We start from the raw sequence: 17,371 nt of genomic DNA, 5'->3' as shown, positions 1-17,371 counted from the left end.
TTGGATGACGCTCACTACATGGATGCACCCATTCATGGCAATCTGCTAGCAACCAATGCCGCGAGGATTTAGGATATGGGTTAACCGACAGACATCGTAATCTTGAGCACAAGAAGCTGCTCACTCGCACTCCTTACCACTCAGGTCACGCCCATTCGAAACAGGGAGAGCTTCAATGAGTTCCAGTGATGCCTTGGAAATTGCCAACGACGCATTAGATTCGTTCCACCAAATCGAACAAATTGCTTCCAAGCAGCTCGCCACCGGAAGTCGCGAGGCCTCTGAAGCCTTGGCAGTCGTCAATACCTTCACTGGCGCGGCGGCCGTAGATCAGATTGCATCCATCTCTGACGACGTGACCAAATCGCTTGCGAGCCTCGTTCGAGAGCCAGCTGTCTCACGGATAGTAGTTGAGAACGACAAAGGCCAAGTTGAGACCTACTACATCTGCCGTACGACTGGAGGATTTGTCCTTAATCACGGCAAGCTAGCAGGCTACCGTTCACCGTTCGGTCGCTTGGCTGCTCATGATGCTGGTGAGGACGTTGATCTAGAAATCGCGGGTAAAAAAGTCAGCTACCGGGTCTTGGACAAACTCGATCTGAAGCCTCAGAAGAGCGCTGAGCTCTGGGACTCAATCGACAGCATTTGGAGGCAAGAACGTTTAGCACCTCAGACGATTCCTTCTCTTCGTAAAGTTATCCAACCGGACGACAGCAATGCCTTCTTCGCCATGCTTGGCGGCAAGTCCGAAACCGAGAAGGTCCGGGAAGGTGTGCGTCACGAAATCCGAAAGGCTATGGCCCTTCGAGACCAAGCGATTCTCGACAAATTCCAGGACGAAATCTTTCGCCTCTCAGTAGACCACCAGCTAATCATCCTGGGCCCTCCCGGGACAGGCAAGACAACCACCTTGATCAAACGTCTCGGCCAGAAGCTGGACTGGGAAGCCCTTAGCCAAGACGAACGCCTTCTGCTGGGCCCTCAGTCTAAGCGCTCGCGCTGGATGATGTTCACGCCTTCAGACCTCTTAAAGCATTACGTCAAAGAGGCCTTCAGCCGTGAGAATGTCACGGCTTCTGACGAGAACATCAAGACCTGGAGCAAGCGCCGACATGAGCTGGCAAGGTCGACATTTGGCATCCTCAAGACGGGCAGCGGTGGCACATGCATCCTCAAAGAGGATCGCCAATTCGCCCCGATGGACATCAACGATGATCCGCGCCAGTGGTTCGCCGATTTCAAGTCACTACACCAAAGCCGCCTCCTCTCCTCCCTGAAGGAAGGAGCAATTCTGCTGAAAGATTCGGCTCCTAACCTAGTAGACGCAGTTGTGCACAAGCTGTTTGCCACGGTCGATGGGCTTCAGCCAGAAGGGCTGCTGAGCGCCTATGCCGAGTGGAACAATCTCGAGGCGCGGATTGACCCTATGCTCAAAGCTAGTCGTGCAACCTCAGATAAGCTGATACAACAGCAAGGTAACCTTCTCCATAACCGGAACAATGCTGTCTTCGGGGAGATGGCCACCTTTCTCGAAGGCCTCGGCCAAAACGATGATGAAGACGAGGATGGTGCCGAATTTGATGATGATAACGGAGAGGAAGGAACAGGCACACCCACGCACACCGCAGAGCTCAAAGCATTCGCAGCTTACCAAAAGTTTCTCCAGACCTATGCCCGTACTCGCTATCGTAATGGCAATCTAGGTAAGGCAAGCCGTGCGGCTCAGATACGAGACTGGCTTGGGGATCGAGTCCCCTCAGATGAATGGCTTAAAACGCTTGGGCGAGAGATGTGCTTCCAAAACGCGCTACGGCGCTTCAGGAATGCATGGAGACGCTACGTACTTGATGTCCCTACGAGCTACAGAGCATTCCGTCGCGACACCATGACGCTTGATCGGTATAGCTATCAGCGGCCAGAGCACGCTTCCCACATTGATGAGACAGAACTCGACGCAATTCTCCTCCTCATGCTTCGATCCGCTCGCGAACTCATCCGCCAAGATTTCGTGAAGCGGCATATCAACGAACCTCGCTTCACCGAGTTGGCCAGGATTTCGAGCCAGTTCCTGCAGCAAGTCCTAGTGGACGAAGCCACGGACTTCTCGCTCCTCCAGCTTGCATGCATGGAGAGCCTGACTGACCCTACCATTGAGTCGTTCTTCGCCTGCGGAGACTTCAACCAACGGATCACAGGGAATGGCCTCAAGCATTTGGATCAGCTCGAGTGGATCTCCCCTCGCCTCACGTCTCAGCGGATCAACACGGTTTATCGACAGAGTCGTCTTCTGAACAGCTTTGCCATCAAGCTACTGCAGCATATGGATGGAGACGCCAAAGCTGTAGGCAGCCTGCCAGAGCATTCCTCTCACGAAGGGGTTCAGCCGGTGCTCGGGGAAAACCTCCAGGGCGAAAGCGTCGTCACCTGGGTAGCAGAGAGAATCTTCGAGATTGAGGATCACATCCGCTCCAAAAATGAACCGGTGCCTACGATTGCCATCCTGGTCGCTTCCGAGTCGCACGTGAAACCCATCTCCGAAGCCCTTACCGAGAAGCTAGCGAGCAGAAGTCTGCTCGCAGTCCCCTGTGTCGATGGCCAGTCATTGGGTAACCAATCCGATATCCGGGTTTTCGATGTTCAACACATTAAGGGGCTCGAGTTCGAAGCAGTGTTCTTCATCGGGCTGGACGAGCTCGTCGAAGCAAAACCGACGCTGTTCGAGCGGTTCCTATATGTGGGCGCCACCCGGGCGGCGACTTACCTCGGCATGGTCTGTCATCAGAAGCTCCCACACGACCTGGAGGATCTCAGGCCGTATCTGGCTAGCAAATGGTGACAAGCTAAGCCAAGGAGTGCCACAGATGTTAGAGCCGGTGGACATCTGGGGCAGCTCCACTTTGACCGCCAAGGAAGCGGCGTTCGGCAGCCATATCTGCAAGCCTTACGTCCGTCAAAAACATTCACCGACGGACAACCTTACATGATCGAGCTCTCCCTCACTGATCTGTGCCTTTTGCTGGCCCAAGTTATGTTTGTTTCGAGTTGTCCAAAATCCTGTCAAATAGAAAGCTCAACCCCTCGCCTGCCTTGAACTTCCAGAGGACCCGCTCGCCAGTCTTCCGCCTAAAACTTGTACTGTTCGCGCCCCCGTATTCTGGAAGTGAAAGCTGACAAAAAGCAGTCAGCCTGGAAAATATATCTCGATATTTACCTGAGGACTTAAGCGCGATGCTGCCGACGGACAAAAATGAGGAATAAGCTAGGCTTTGTTGCGCGCGGGCAATAATTAATGCTTTGCTGTCAGGCGGATCATTCAACAGTTCTGAGGCTTGCGTAAAAATCAGGTATTTTTCAAGCGCTCGTCTGGGGCACCAAAAAGACCAGAGGCCGCATACCATAATAGGTAAATTACAATCCATCCCACCCTCATATGTCAGAGCCCTATCCCAATCAGGTGAGATATCACTATTTTCCAACGCTTGCAGATCCGCATCCGCACGGTATCTGAAGTACTCTGGGAAACAATCGATGGCGTCTTTTAATGCTTCAGTGAAAAAACTGGAGTGGACATTATTGGTTAATGCATCGTTTGCCTCATGGATAATTTGAGCCTTATCAACGCCTGCACCGGAGAAGATCCCACCAAAGGGGCCATCCAGACTCCAGCTGCTTGGGGCGATTTTTTCAAATCTTTCTCTTTGTAGTGCTCAAGAGGAACGACAAATCGCCTGAACAGGTTGGCGTAACTGACGGGAAAATATCGGGCGGCAAATAACCAACCTACGACGCTGTCTTTATCTAGAAGGCGTGACTCGATATCCGAGTTTTTAAGGATCTCGTAGTCAAAAGGTATGCGTTTGTTGCTCTTCAAGCCTTCCAGCTTTGTGATTAAAGGGGCACTGGGAACCGTGGAGTAGAAGCCGATGAATTTCGTGCAGCCATTGGAATAGATGGCTGACACCGGATCGTATTCTTGATCGGCACCCACGGCGTTATCACCATCGACATAATGCTTGCAACTGACTAGCAGAGTTTCACCATTCAATTGGACCTTAAGGTCCATATCATTATCGGGGCCTCTTGTGGTGCCAGCCTGTACAACGCCGCCCAACACCTTTTCAAAATATTCTTCCGCAAATTTTTCAAACGCATCCAGCTCCTCCTTCATCAACGCTTCTTTTCTAGCCTTTCGCAGCTTAGGGCTGGCGGAAGGAATTTCACGAAAATCCAGGATACCCACATGACCTCCAGGTCTTTATTGTTCCATGATTAGTTCAGTTTTTCATGGGGCTTATCGATAGATTTGGCAAGATAATGCAAAAAGATTGTTGATCACGATGCTCAGCATTGGCGTCACTGCACTGAATGCGGCTAGTCCACCCGATATTGCCATTAGAAAGCAGAAGCAGCACATCGCAATTCCTGACCGCCTGCAACAGGCATCCCAACCGTTCTGCATGCTATCCGCAGCAGGCGCATCTTCGTTAATCCAAACTTCAAAATGCCTGTTTGTCAAAAAGCTTCGTGCCTTCATCTCAAGCTGTGAAGTGGGTATCGACGGGAGAAGGACTGCTTAAGAAAATACGCTGATTTTACGAAAGGAACACCAAGCGTCCAGGTTAGTAAGCTCGGAGATCATCCGGTACTCGTTAGGCGCAAGCGTGACCTTGTAAACCGGTATGTCGATTTCACTGCAGATCTTCAAAATCTGGAGTGCGTCAGGATCCGAGATCCTAGCCCCAAGATGGACGGCCTTCAGGGGCGCAGCAACATTGAAGCCTTTGATCTCACTATCGTTGTCTGGAACCACTAAACGCCACTCTCGTTCGTACTGCCAATCGACAGCCTTGAACAACGAGGCGGCAATTCCATAAAGCTCGTTGTAGTTATTCTCCCGGCGTTGGGCTCTGAGAATGTGAGTGGCGTCGAACAGTTGATTTGTGTATGCGATGGGCCATAGCGTAAGGGTAGGAAGCTTATTCCGATGAAGCCCTGCGAAGTCGTATTCCATGGCAAAGCCAGTGTGGTTGTAGCCATAGTGGCTCCACATCAACACCGAATCCACACGCTCGCTTAGGCTGCAGATTTTGTAGCTGCTTTTGAGCTGTTCAATTAGCCATGGGAGCTGCCCGGCCTGGTGATTTGGCGCTAAGACTCCGACTTCATGGAGCCAGTGAGCAACGTTCATGATGGGGGCTCTTGAGCCGAAGCCAGTGCTACTACAGCTGAGATCGGATCCTCGGATTCAAGCGCAGTGGCGACTTGATCATCGCTAAAGCCAAGTTCATCGAGTTTTTCCCAAGCAGCGAGCTTCCGGTAATCAACCCAGAATGCCGTGTCGTAGGGATCGTTAAATTCATTGGCTACGCTCAGATAGAGGGTTTTCTCAGCCAGGTTCTTCAGCGCGAACTCGCCGCAGGCTCTGATTTTGAACAGCCGATTGGGCGTGTTCAGGTGCTTGTCGTTGATTAGCTTCGGGATGTCCATTTCACCGATCGTGGCCGAAGAAAAATTCTCAATCAGATCTTTTACCCAATCCCTATCCACACGAACTCCTTTGTCTTCGCGGCTTGCTGAGGCACGAGACGTTATCACATCTGGGTTACGCTCACTTTCCCACCGGTATAGTGAGCATGCCGTTTTGTAGCTTTGGGAATTAGGGGTGCCAGCTCATCGCAAGAACGTAGCCGCCGCTCCCCCTCATAGTGGGAGGACACACTAAAGGCCAGCAAGCGCCGTATAGTAGCTTTCATATAATCGTAATTAGCAGTCGCTCTGCACACTCGCCGCGATTGGAGGCAAAATGCGCTTTTTGTTGTGAAACTACCGTCCTAGAGCCTAGTCAAAATGTTTTTGGGTAACCCTGACAGTCTCTGACTGAATTCTGCGCCGTCGATCGACGGAAGATTCGCCAATAAAGAGCCCGGGCCTACGCTTCGGGCTTTTTCGTTTCTGCGCCGCTTTTGCATTTCTGTGCGACAGTTCCCCTTTCAGGGCTCCCGCAATGCTCTGGCACGGTGTTAGTTTGTAAATGCATGTGTCTCAGCGTTGAGACACGCTTTACTCACTGTCCTGCAAAGGAAAGCCTCCGTAATGGATTTCTCCCTCAAGCAACTGGCCGTCGCTACCCTGATGCTGGCCAGCCTCGCGTCATTCACCAGCGCCGCTCAAGCAAACATTACCCCACAGCAGAGCGCGGTCATCCTGAAATCCTTCGACGACAAAAGCGTGACGGATTTTCGCGAGTTTCTGGGAAGCCTGGCCAAGAGCGATATCGCCAAAAGCGAAAATCTCAGTCCGGCCATCAGCGCCTTCCTCAACAACAAGACCCTGACCGCCGAACAGCTGAACGAAGTTCACCGCCTGCTCGGTATCTACACCCGCGTGAAATACGGCAAAGCCGCGCTGGAAACCCTGCGCGAACTGGTCGAGATCCCGACTTTCCAGAAGGAAGGTGTGGCACAACACGACAATCCTGAGTTCATCAAAATTGCCGGCAAGATCCAGAGCCTGGCGGAGTCTTTCAACCTGAAGTTCCGTAACGTCGACAACCGCGTTTACGAGATTTCCCTCGAAGGCAAAGGCGATGAAGTTGTCGGCATTCACGCCCACGCCGACGTGGTACCGGTGACCCCGGAAAACTGGGTGCTGAAGGATGGCACCAAGCTTGATCCGTTCAAGGTCACCCTGATTGGTGATCGCATGTACGGTCGCGGCACCGAGGATGACAAGAACGGCATCGTCGTCGCGATGTACGCGATGAAAGTCATCAAGGAAGAGAAGCTGCCGCTGGCACGTAACTTCAAGTTGCTGGTCGACACCACCGAAGAAACCAGTGGCGACGCGATTCCTTACTACTTCGAACACAACCCGACGCCGGCCTACAACATGGCGCTGGATGGTGGTTATCCAGTCGTGATTGCCGAAAAAGGCTACGGCACCGTGATGGCCAAATTTGCCAAACGCACAGCTGAAGGTAAAGGCGCGGAAATCACATCGATGACTGGCGGCCTGGCAACCAACCAGATTCCATCGGCGTCCGTCGTCACACTGGTGACCGACAAACCTGCCGAACTGGCCGCCAGTCTGCAAGAGGCTGGCAACGAGTTTGCCAAACACAATGGCGGCAACTTCGAAGTGGCTGCCAAGGTTGACGGTAAAGACGTCAAGCTGACGGTGACCGGCGTTTCCGCGCACTCCTCCGAGCCAGAATCAGGCGTTAACCCAGTGGCGCGCATGCTGGTGTTGATCAATAGCCTGAACGGCAAGGTAGCGCTCAAGCACAACCAGTTCACCGATGCCGCCCGTTACGCCGCCGACAACTGGGGCCTGGATTACCTGGGCAAAAAACTCGGCGTTGGTTTTTCCGATTCATTCATGGGGCCGCTGACCACTTCGCTGACGTATGTCGGTGAGGATGACAAAGCCTTCAAACTGGCGGTGAACCTGCGCGTGCCAAAGGGCAAGTCGCCAGAAAAACTCAAGGCTGAAATCGCTGACAAACTCAGTGCCTGGACGAAGAAAACTCACGTAGCGGTAGACTTCGACTACTCGGTGGCCGAACCGATGTACCGCAACCCGGAAGGTGAATGGGTCAAGGCATTGCTGGCGGTGTCTACGGAAAACCTCGGTATGAAGCACGAGTTCGGCACATCCGCCGGCGCGACATCGGTTCATGAACTGCCGAACGGCGTGCAATTTGGCCTGGCGCGTCCGGAGGTGAAATACACCGGGCACACTGACGGCGAGTTCAAGACTGTTGACCAGTTCTTGCTCGATCTGCAAATCGTCACCGAAATGATGGGCCGCATCGGGCAACTGCCGAAACTCTAAGACCTCTGTGGCGAGGGAGCTTGCTCCCTCGCCACAGTTTTTTAATCGTCACATAATCCCCGCCGCTCAGCCTCGCTCCTGACTTTTGCACGCGGAGCAACACAGAATTGCCCTCAAAGAGATTGATAGCACCCTAACGAAAGGTGCATGCTAGAGGGCTCGGTTTGGTCTTATATCATTCCGAATGATAGTTACCTTTGCTTCATTCGATTCGTGCCATCACACCCCGCCGAGCATCATCCGCCCATCTTCAATACATTGGCGGATGCATCCATGGAACAGTCACTTAAACATTTGCGCTTCCCGTTGGCCTTGTTGGCCGTACTGGTGATGAGCGCTTGCGGCAAGACTCCGGAGACTGCCGCCACCCAACCAGCTGCCAAAGTCAGCGTGGCCAAGGTGCTGGAACAACCGGTCAACGAATGGGACGAATTCACCGGCCGCCTCGAAGCGCCGGAAACCGTTGAAATCCGTCCACGGGTCTCCGGCCAGATCGACGACGTCGCCTTCACTGAAGGCGCATTGGTCAAGAAAGGTGACCTGCTGTTCCAGATCGACCCGCGTCCGTTCCAGGCCGAGGTTCGCCGCCTCGAAGCCCTCGTCGCGCAATCTCGCGCCAATGCCACTCGCAGTGAAAACGAAGCAGGACGAGGTGAGCGTCTGCGTGCCAGCAACGCCATCTCCGCCGAACTCGCCGACTCGCGCACCAGCGCCGCTCAAGAAGCCCGCGCCGCCGTCGGTGCCCTGCAAGCGCAACTGGATCTGGCCAAACTTAACCTGAGCTTCACCCGCGTCACTTCGCCAATCAGCGGTCGCGTCAGCCGTGCCGAGATCACCGCCGGCAACCTGGTGACCGCCGACACCACGGCCCTGACCAGCGTGGTTTCCACCGACAAGGTTTACGCCTACTTCGACGCCGACGAGCGTGTGTTCCTCAAATACACCCAACTCGCCCGCAACGGTCAGCGCGGGGCAACGACGCCGGTGTACATGGGCCTGTCCAATGAAGACGGCAACCCGCACCTCGGCCAAATGAACTTCGTCGACAACCAGGTCAATCCGAAAACCGGCACCATTCGTGGTCGCGCGGTGTTCGACAACAGCGACGGCACCTACACCCCGGGTCTGTACGCACGGCTGAAACTGGTCGGCAGCGGCACCTACAACGCCATGCTGATCAACGACGAAGCCGTCGGCACCGACCTCGGCAAGAAATTTGTGCTGGTAATGGATGGCGATAATAAAACCACCTACCGCGCCGTCGAACTCGGTCCGAAAATCGAAGGCCTGCGCGTCGTCCGTACCGGCCTGAACAAGGACGACACGATCATCGTCAAGGGCCTGCAACGGGTACGTCCTGGCTCACCGGTCACTCCTGAAGTGATCCCGATGGCCAGCGAGCAAACCATCGCGGCACTCGCTCAACAACGTCAAGCGCTGGAAGCCAGCAACCTGCCCAAAATCGCCCCTGCCAAAGGTGCGTCCGGTGCGGTTGTGAAGCTGGCTGCTACGACCCCACGCGGTTAAGGGACGACAACTCCGATGAATTTTTCCCAATTCTTCATTTCACGGCCGATCTTCGCAGCGGTGCTGTCGCTGTTGATCCTGATCGCCGGTGCGATCTCGCTGTTCCAGTTACCGATCAGTGAATACCCGGAAGTCGTGCCGCCAACCGTGGTGGTACGTGCCAACTTCCCGGGCGCCAACCCTAAAGTCATCGGTGAAACCGTGGCCGCTCCCCTGGAGCAAGCCATCACCGGCGTCGAGAACATGCTGTACATGTCCTCGCAGTCGACCGCTGACGGCAAGATCACCCTGACCATCACTTTCGCCCTGGGCACTGACCTGGACAATGCGCAGGTGCAGGTGCAAAACCGGGTGACGCGCACCGAGCCGAAACTTCCCGAGGAAGTGACGCGCATCGGTATCACTGTCGACAAGGCTTCGCCCGACCTGACCATGGTTGTGCACTTGACCTCCCCGGACAAGCGCTACGACATGCTCTACCTGTCCAACTACGCGATCCTCAACATCAAGGATGAGCTGGCTCGTCTGGGTGGTGTGGGTGATGTGCAGTTATTCGGTATGGGTGACTACTCGCTGCGCGTGTGGCTCGACCCGAACAAGACCGCTTCGCGCAATCTGACCGCGACCGATGTGGTCACCGCGATTCGTGAGCAGAACCGTCAGGTGGCGGCCGGTCAATTGGGCTCCCCCCCTGCCCCGAATGCCCAGAGCTTCCAGCTGTCGGTCAACACTCAGGGCCGTCTGGTGACTGAAGAAGAGTTCGAGAACATCATCATTCGCGCAGGCGACAACGGTGAAATCACTCGGCTCAAAGACATCGCTCGCGTCGAACTGGGTTCCAGCCAATACGCCCTGCGGTCGTTGTTGAACAACCAGCCCGCCGTGGCGATCCCGATCTTTCAGCGCCCAGGTTCCAACGCCATCGATATCTCGAACGAAGTTCGGGCGAAGATGGACGAGCTGAGAAAAGGCTTCCCGCAAGGCATGGACTACAGCATCGTCTATGACCCGACGATCTTCGTGCGCGGCTCGATCGAAGCGGTGGTTCATACCCTCTTCGAAGCACTGATCCTCGTGGTGCTGGTGGTGATTCTGTTCCTGCAAACCTGGCGCGCCTCGATCATTCCATTGGTGGCGGTGCCGGTATCGTTGATCGGTACGTTTGCGGTGATGCACCTGTTCGGCTTCTCGCTCAACGCACTGTCGCTGTTCGGTCTGGTACTGGCGATCGGTATCGTGGTCGACGACGCGATCGTGGTGGTGGAGAACGTCGAAAGGAACATCGAGCTCGGACTGACACCGGTCGAAGCGACCAAACGGGCGATGCGTGAAGTGACCGGCCCGATCATTGCCACGGCACTGGTGCTGTGTGCGGTGTTTATCCCGGCGGCCTTCATCTCCGGCCTCACGGGTCAGTTCTACAAGCAGTTCGCACTGACCATCGCGATCTCGACCGTGATCTCGGCGTTCAACTCGCTGACCCTGTCGCCAGCACTGGCCGCTGTGTTGCTGAAAAGCCACGATGCACCGAAAGACCGCTTCTCCAAAGTACTCGACAAGATCTTCGGTGGCTGGTTGTTCCGTCCGTTCAACCGCTTCTTCGACCGCGCCAGTCATGGCTACGTCGGCACGGTTGGCCGGGTTATCCGCAGCAGCGGCATCGCTCTGCTGCTGTATGCAGGCCTGATGGTGCTGACTTTCTTCGGCTTCGCCAACACCCCGACCGGTTTCGTGCCTGGCCAGGACAAGCAGTACCTGGTGGCTTTCGCCCAATTGCCGGACGCGTCCAGCCTGGATCGCACCGAAGACGTGATCAAGCGCATGTCCGACCTGGCCCTTAAACAGCCAGGCGTGGAAAGTGCCGTAGCGTTCCCGGGCCTGTCGATCAACGGTTTCACCAATAGCCCGAACGCTGGCATCGTGTTCGTGACCCTGAAACCCTTCGACGAGCGTAAAGACCCGAGCATGTCCGCCGGTGCGATTGCCGGTGCCTTGAACGGCCAGTTCGCGAATATTCAGGAAGCGTACATGGCGATCTTCCCGCCACCGCCGGTACAAGGTCTGGGCACCATTGGTGGTTTCCGTCTGCAAATCGAAGACCGGGGCAACCTGGGCTACGACGAGCTGTACAAAGAAACCATGAACATCATCAACAAAAGCCACAACGTGCCGGAACTGGCCGGCCTGTTCACCAGCTACACAGTGAACGTGCCGCAGGTCGATGCCGCCATCGACCGTGAAAAAGCCAAGACCCACGGCGTCGCCGTCAGCGACATCTTCGACACCCTGCAGATCTACCTGGGTTCGCTGTATGCCAACGACTTCAACCGCTTTGGCCGCACCTATCAGGTCAACGTTCAGGCCGAGCAACAGTTCCGCCTCGAATCCGATCAGATCGGTCAGCTGAAAGTGCGTAACAACAAAGGCGAAATGATCCCGCTGGCGACCTTCATCAAGGTCAGCGACACCTCGGGCCCGGATCGCGTGATGCACTACAACGGCTTCATCACTGCTGAAATCAACGGTGCCGCAGCTCCAGGCTACAGCTCTGGCCAAGCGGAAAAAGCCATCGAGAAACTGCTCAAGGAAGAACTTCCGAACGGCATGACCTACGAATGGACCGACCTGACCTACCAGCAGATTCTGTCCGGCAACACCGCGCTGTTCGTGTTCCCGCTCTGCGTACTGCTGGCGTTCCTGGTGCTCGCCGCTCAATACGAAAGCTGGAGCCTGCCACTGGCGGTGATCCTGATCGTACCGATGACCCTGCTGTCGGCCATCACCGGTGTGATCGTCTCGGGCGGTGACAACAACATCTTCACCCAGATTGGTTTGATCGTACTGGTGGGACTTGCCTGCAAGAACGCGATTCTGATCGTCGAGTTTGCCAAGGACAAACAGGAAGAAGGTCTCAACCCGCTCGCTGCGGTACTGGAAGCCTGCCGTCTGCGTCTGCGGCCGATCCTGATGACCTCCTTCGCGTTCATCATGGGTGTGGTGCCACTGGTGTTCTCCAGCGGTGCCGGTGCCGAGATGCGTCACGCCATGGGTGTGGCGGTGTTCTCCGGGATGCTCGGGGTGACCTTCTTCGGTCTGTTGCTGACGCCAGTGTTCTACGTACTGATCCGTAACTTTGTTGAACGCGGCGAGCAGCGCAAAGCGGCCAAGGCCCTGAAATTGGAGGCGCAACAATGAGTCTGAAAGTCTTCCTGCCGAGTCTGCTGGTACTGGCCCTCAGCGCCTGCGCCGTCGGCCCCGACTACAAGACCCCAGCCACGGAGGCGGCCACCATCACCACCGCCACCGACGGCGCCGCCGGGCAAAAGAACTTCGACCGTTCGAAATTCGAAGGCATCTGGTGGCAGCAGTTCGATGATCCGACCCTCAACCAGTTGGTCACGCAATCGCTGCAAGGCAACCGTGAACTGCGCGTAGCGTTCGCTCGCTGGAAAGCCGCCCGGGCGATTCGTGACGACGTCAGCAACGACGCGATGCCGACCATCACCAGCCGCGCCAGCAGTGATCTGGCCAAGGGGCAAATCCCTGGCCAGACCACCAAACGGGTCAACAGCGAACGCTATGACCTGGGCTTGGACATGGCCTGGGAGCTGGACCTGTTCGGGCGTATCCAGCGCAATCTGGAGTCGGCCGACGCCGAGCAGCAAGCGGTCGAAGCTGATCTGTACCAACTGCAAGTCACCATGATTGCCGAACTGGTGGACGCTTACGGTCAACTGCGTGGTGCGCAACTGCGCGAAAAGATCGCCTTGGCCAACCTGAACAATCAGGTCGAGTCACGCAAGATCACCATCAGCCTGCGTGACGCCGGCGTCGGTGATCAGCTCGACGTCGAACGTGCCGATGCACGCCTGGCTTCGGTCGAAGCCAGCGTGCCGCAATTGCAGGCCGAGCAGGTTCGGCAGAAAAACCGCATCGCTACCCTGCTGGGTCAGCGTCCGGACAAACTGACCGTCGACCTGAGTCCAAAAGACTTGCCGGCGATTGCCAAAGCCTTGCCAATCGGTGATCCGGGCGAACTGCTGCAACGTCGTCCGGACATCCTCAGCGCTGAACGCAAACTGGCTTCGGCCACGGCGCGCATCGGCGTAGCCAAAGCCGATCTGTTCCCGCGAGTCAGCCTCAGCGGTTTCCTCGGCTGGACGGCTGGGCGTGGCTCGCAAATCGGTTCTTCGGCGGCCAACGCCTGGGCGCTGGGCCCGAGCATTACGTGGGCAGCGTTCGACCTGGGCAGCGTGCGCGCACGTTTGCGCGGCGCCGATGCTGACGCCGAAGGCGCGCTGGCGACCTATGAGCAGCAAGTGCTGCTGGCCCTGGAAGAGTCGGAAAACGCTTTCAGTGATTACGGTAAACGTCAGCAGCGTCTGATCTCGCTGATCCGTCAGAGCGAATCGAGCCGCAAGGCTGCTGATCTGGCCGAGATTCGCTACCGCGAAGGCACTACCGACTTCCTCGTGCTGCTCGACGCACAGCGTGAACGTCTGAATGCCGAAGACAGCCAGGCCCAGGCCGAAGTTGATCTGTATCGCGGCATTGTCGCGATCTACAAGGCCCTTGGTGGTGGCTGGCAGCCGGAGACCGTCGCCAGCCAGTAATCGATTGTTAAAGAGCTCCTTTGGTTGGCCGCAACCAACCAATTTTTTGCCCCGCGTATCATTCGGTCGCGGGGCTTTTTTGTGCCTGATGATTCACCCCTGTGGGTGAGGTTATTCCAGGATGGTAACGGTCGCTGTCGTCCCGGCGCGCAAGCGGTTTTTGCCAGCATAGTCAGTATCGATATCAATGCGCACCGGCACCCGCTGCGCCAGTTTTACCCAGGTGTAACTCGGGTTGATATTGGCCAGTAGCCGACTGCCCGGCGCGTTTTCGCGGTCGGCGATGGCGAAAGCAATGCTCTGCACCGTCCCGCCGAAGGTTTCTCCGCTCATCAATTGAATCCGCACCCGATCCCCCTCCTCGATGCGCGGCAATTTGGTTTCTTCAAAATAGCCGCTGATGTAGAACGAATCGCTGTCGACCAGCGCCAACAAGGCTCCGCCGCTCACGGCGTAATCGCCCTCGCGTGTCAGCAGGTTGGTCACGTAGCCGCTGACCGGTGATTCGACTCGGGTACGCTGCAAATCCAGCTCGGCCTGGGTCTGCGCGGCAATCGCCAATTGCACGTTGGCTTCGGCCAGCCCGAGGTTAGCCTGATTGCGCAACAGATCGGCCTGTGCCACCGCCACATCGGTGCTGGATTTCTCCCATTCTTCGCCTGAAATCGCGAAGCCCTGTTTGAGCGTACGGCGACGACGCTCTTCGCTCTGGCGTTGTTTGAGCAACGCTTCGCTCGCCACGATCGCAGCTTGCGACTGACCCAGGGTTGCCTTGGCCACTTCAACCGAACGCCGCGCATGCTCGACGGCCAACGTGTAGCGCGCCGGGTCGATCTCCATCAACAATTGGCCTTTGTCGACATGCTGGTTGTCTTGCACCGCGAGGCTGATGATGCGTCCAGACACATCGGCCGACAGCGTCACCACATCCGCCCTCACCCGGGCATCGCGGGTCCACGGTGCGCGGGTGTAGTGCTCCCAGGCAAACCAGCCGAGCACAATGGCGAGAATCACCACCGCCAGCGTCATCAATCGAGCGAATAACACTTTCAAGGCTTCAGGCTCCCATCAGCAAAATCAGTGCGGCACAGACGCAGGCATACAAGGCACCTTCGAACAGGGCTTCATGCCAGACCAGCCGCAGCACACCCAGCCGCCGCAACAACCAGTCGAGCACAAGAAATATCGGTATCGCCAGCAACAAGGCCTGGGCAATCGGCGGCAGATAAACGCCACCCACCTCGAAATCAATGGGCAAGGGCTGGATCTCCCTGTGGTGCTGCGCGTTGTAGATCGTCGCCGTGGCGTTCCAGGAATGACACGACAATCAGCAAGGCTACGCGCATACGAAACACCGACCATAAATGCTCGTGAGTGGCGACATGCAGCGTGTCCAGTTCATCGCCCAATGCATGCAAGGCGTCCAGCAACGGCGCCAGTTGCACCTCCGGGCGCCCCGCAACAAAGCGTCCGGTCTTGCGCAGTGCCTTGGACAACCGTTGACTGAATGCATCCGTGAGCAACTGATTGTTGTGTGCCTGCTGTCGCAATTGATGCATCGCCACACCCAGCGCGACACAGGCGAGACTGATTTCATACAGTTGCTGCATCGCCCGATCGTTCACTGCGGGCAGCAGGCCCAGCATGCTGGTCAGGCGATCCACCATGCGGCTTTCAAAGGCAAACTGTTGCTCATCGGTAGCAGGCGTTTTGGTCAGCTCATACACCTGTTCGCGAGCCTCTTTATATAAACGCCGAATTCGCCACGCCGGACGAAACGGAAAGATCCACGCATAAACGATCAGGGCAAGCATCGCTGCGCTGACATAGGCACCGGCGAACTCGAACCATTGAATCGCAGTGTTCTGCCCGGTGCCGATATTCTGCGGGCCGAGCATCAGAAAACTCGACAAACCAAGGCCCATGCCGATCCCTGCCGTCGCCGGGCTCGCCAGACCGACTGCAATCACATAAAGCAAGGGGGCGAGCAGCAAGGCCAGCCATTCGAAATCATTGACGGCCGGGACCAGCATGAATTGATAAACCGCCGACACCAGCAGTGCCAACCCCAGCCCGCGAGCGTAACTCTGCGCCGCCATCAACGGTCGCGGAAACGTCGCCATCAACGAACAGAGGATACCCACCAGAATCATCCCGCCGCGCGCGCCGTCCCAGGCCGTTTCTATCCAGATCAGCCCCGCCACCAACAGCGCGGTAAAGGCGCGGATCGCGTTCATCGATGCCAAGGTGAAGTCCAGATGCAAAGGACTGGCCTGACCGCGGTAGAGGCAACTGGCCTCGCGCCCCTCCTGAATGGCATCGCTCAGTTCAAGGATCTGCTCCAGTTGTTGTAACAACCGCGCCTGCTCCCAACGCAACGCCCAGGCCAGGGAGCGCAACGTGGCACTCATGTCTTCAGTCAGTTGTTCGGCCTTGTAGGCCAGCGCCTCGAACTCATGCTGCAGAGTGACAAAGCCGTGGCGGGTGTCGGCAGACAAAGAACGGCCCTGCTCTGCCAATTGGTCGAGAAATGCCAGCTCTTCAGCGCGCAGTTGCTGGACCTCCAGTGGCAAGTCGCCCTCCCAACGCTCGGTGAGCAGCTGCCGCTGGTGACGCAATGCGGTCAACCTCGAGGTCAGTAACATCAACTGATTACCCAACAGCAGCACCAGATTATTGGCACTGCGCAAGCGCGGCGCATCGAAATACAGATGACGGCGCAGCCCCTCCAGCGCGCTGATCTCGCCAAGCAATTGCATTTGTCGACGCTGGAACTCGGCCTCGCTCTCTTCCGTGCGGATCACTGCTGCGGCATGACGGGCGACCAGTTTGATCACCTGATCGACCTTGGCAAAGTAACCCTTGGCCACCGCTTCGGGCCGCGCCGTCAGCAGGCTGACCACACAGACGCAAGCCACTGCCAGCAACGTTTCGGTCACACGCGTGACGGCCAGCAGAAAGGTGCCGTCCTGATCCGGAATCGCCAGCAACGCTACCACCACAGCGGTGTAACCACTGAGCACGAACGCCTGTGAGCTGGTATAGCGCAGCAACGTCCCGCCCGCCGTGCACAGCGCCAGCCACAACGCCAGGGTGGTGATGAATGGCAACGGCGCCTGCGGGAAAATCGCCATGATCACTACTGCCACCGCTGCACCGAGGGTGGTACCGATCACCTGACCAAAACTGCGCGCCAGGGCCATGCCGGCCAACGGTTGGCTGACGATGACCACCGCCATGATCGACCACTTGGGCTGGTCGAGATCAAACAGAAACGCCAGATACAGGGTCAACAACCCCGCGACGATGGTGCGCAAGGCAAACAGCAACACCGCCTGACCGGGATGGATCACCGCTTTGAAATAAATGAACAGGGCTTGCATGGGCATACTCGT

At 56.6% G+C, this 17,371-nt stretch carries 12 protein-coding genes; 6 read left to right on the top strand and 6 right to left on the bottom strand.

Features of this window, described 5'->3' with window-relative positions; all coding sequences use genetic code 11:
• Positions 1-175 precede the first annotated feature (175 nt).
• Positions 176-2,839: an ATP-binding domain-containing protein gene (locus JFT91_RS17825; RefSeq protein ID WP_201233332.1), complete on the top strand. Its 2,664-nt coding sequence runs from the start codon at positions 176-178 to the stop codon at positions 2,837-2,839.
• A gap of 25 nt (positions 2,840-2,864) precedes the next feature.
• Positions 2,865-2,987, top strand: coding sequence for a hypothetical protein (locus JFT91_RS29885; protein ID WP_277951927.1), 123 nt, complete (start codon positions 2,865-2,867; stop codon positions 2,985-2,987).
• Between the two features lie 593 nt (positions 2,988-3,580).
• Here JFT91_RS29885 and JFT91_RS17820 read toward each other — a convergent pair.
• The 3 genes from JFT91_RS17820 to JFT91_RS29690 all read right to left on the bottom strand — a co-directional run bounded on the left by JFT91_RS17820 (position 3,581) and on the right by JFT91_RS29690 (position 5,550).
• Complete coding sequence (locus JFT91_RS17820) at positions 3,581-4,243, bottom strand: PDDEXK family nuclease (RefSeq protein ID WP_201233330.1); 663 nt, start codon at positions 4,241-4,243, stop codon at positions 3,581-3,583.
• 333 nt (positions 4,244-4,576) lie between these two features.
• Positions 4,577-5,191: a DUF2971 domain-containing protein gene (locus JFT91_RS17815; RefSeq protein ID WP_242489306.1), complete on the bottom strand. Its 615-nt coding sequence runs from the start codon at positions 5,189-5,191 to the stop codon at positions 4,577-4,579.
• Positions 5,188-5,550, bottom strand: coding sequence for a hypothetical protein (locus JFT91_RS29690; protein WP_242489305.1), 363 nt, complete (start codon positions 5,548-5,550; stop codon positions 5,188-5,190). The genes JFT91_RS17815 and JFT91_RS29690 overlap by 4 nt, the downstream gene beginning before the upstream one ends.
• A gap of 546 nt (positions 5,551-6,096) precedes the next feature.
• On the opposite strand from JFT91_RS29690, the gene JFT91_RS17810 reads away from it, so the two are divergent.
• The 4 genes from JFT91_RS17810 to JFT91_RS17795 all read left to right on the top strand — a co-directional run bounded on the left by JFT91_RS17810 (position 6,097) and on the right by JFT91_RS17795 (position 13,976).
• A complete protein-coding gene (locus JFT91_RS17810) occupies positions 6,097-7,836 on the top strand; it encodes a dipeptidase (protein ID WP_201233329.1) in 1,740 nt (579 codons plus the stop codon).
• A 273-nt stretch (positions 7,837-8,109) separates the two neighbouring features.
• Entirely contained in the window at positions 8,110-9,363 is a 1,254-nt protein-coding gene (gene mexE, locus JFT91_RS17805) for a multidrug efflux RND transporter periplasmic adaptor subunit MexE (protein WP_201233328.1), read from the top strand.
• A 15-nt stretch (positions 9,364-9,378) separates the two neighbouring features.
• Positions 9,379-12,558, top strand: coding sequence for an efflux RND transporter permease subunit (locus JFT91_RS17800; RefSeq protein ID WP_201233327.1), 3,180 nt, complete (start codon positions 9,379-9,381; stop codon positions 12,556-12,558).
• Entirely contained in the window at positions 12,555-13,976 is a 1,422-nt protein-coding gene (locus tag JFT91_RS17795) for an efflux transporter outer membrane subunit (protein WP_201233326.1), read from the top strand. Before JFT91_RS17800 ends, JFT91_RS17795 begins: the two co-directional genes overlap by 4 nt.
• Positions 13,977-14,087: 111 nt before the next feature.
• Here the strand turns inward: JFT91_RS17795 and JFT91_RS17790 are convergent, their stop codons facing one another.
• From JFT91_RS17790 to JFT91_RS17780, 3 genes are read right to left on the bottom strand one after another with little or no spacing between them, the layout of a single operon-like run.
• A complete protein-coding gene (locus JFT91_RS17790) occupies positions 14,088-15,029 on the bottom strand; it encodes an HlyD family secretion protein (protein WP_201233325.1) in 942 nt (313 codons plus the stop codon).
• A 4-nt stretch (positions 15,030-15,033) separates the two neighbouring features.
• Positions 15,034-15,234 carry a DUF1656 domain-containing protein gene (locus tag JFT91_RS17785; protein ID WP_201203415.1) on the bottom strand — a complete coding sequence of 67 codons (201 nt, stop codon included), beginning with the start codon at positions 15,232-15,234 and terminating at the stop codon, positions 15,034-15,036.
• Positions 15,224-17,359 carry an FUSC family protein gene (locus tag JFT91_RS17780; RefSeq protein ID WP_201233323.1) on the bottom strand — a complete coding sequence of 712 codons (2,136 nt, stop codon included), beginning with the start codon at positions 17,357-17,359 and terminating at the stop codon, positions 15,224-15,226. Before JFT91_RS17780 ends, JFT91_RS17785 begins: the two co-directional genes overlap by 11 nt.
• Positions 17,360-17,371: the final 12 nt, after the last annotated feature.

Source organism: Pseudomonas sp. TH08 (assembly GCF_016651275.1).
In the GTDB taxonomy this organism is placed as follows: Bacteria; Pseudomonadota; Gammaproteobacteria; order Pseudomonadales; family Pseudomonadaceae; genus Aquipseudomonas.
This window is presented reverse-complemented; position numbering and strand designations above follow the sequence as displayed.

What these genes read in the sequence shown, in the direction of transcription:
- mexE (WP_201233328.1), top strand. Translation starts at nt 8,110, where the DNA reads ATGGAACAGTCACTTAAACATTTGCGCTTCCCGTTGGCCTTGTTGGCC.
- JFT91_RS17825 (WP_201233332.1), top strand. Translation starts at nt 176, where the DNA reads ATGAGTTCCAGTGATGCCTTGGAAATTGCCAACGACGCATTAGATTCG.
- JFT91_RS17795 (WP_201233326.1), top strand. Translation starts at nt 12,555, where the DNA reads ATGAGTCTGAAAGTCTTCCTGCCGAGTCTGCTGGTACTGGCCCTCAGC.
- JFT91_RS29885 (WP_277951927.1), top strand. Translation starts at nt 2,865, where the DNA reads ATGTTAGAGCCGGTGGACATCTGGGGCAGCTCCACTTTGACCGCCAAG.
- JFT91_RS17800 (WP_201233327.1), top strand. Translation starts at nt 9,379, where the DNA reads ATGAATTTTTCCCAATTCTTCATTTCACGGCCGATCTTCGCAGCGGTG.
- JFT91_RS17815 (WP_242489306.1), bottom strand. Translation starts at nt 5,191, where the DNA reads ATGAACGTTGCTCACTGGCTCCATGAAGTCGGAGTCTTAGCGCCAAAT.
- JFT91_RS17810 (WP_201233329.1), top strand. Translation starts at nt 6,097, where the DNA reads ATGGATTTCTCCCTCAAGCAACTGGCCGTCGCTACCCTGATGCTGGCC.
- JFT91_RS17780 (WP_201233323.1), bottom strand. Translation starts at nt 17,359, where the DNA reads ATGCAAGCCCTGTTCATTTATTTCAAAGCGGTGATCCATCCCGGTCAG.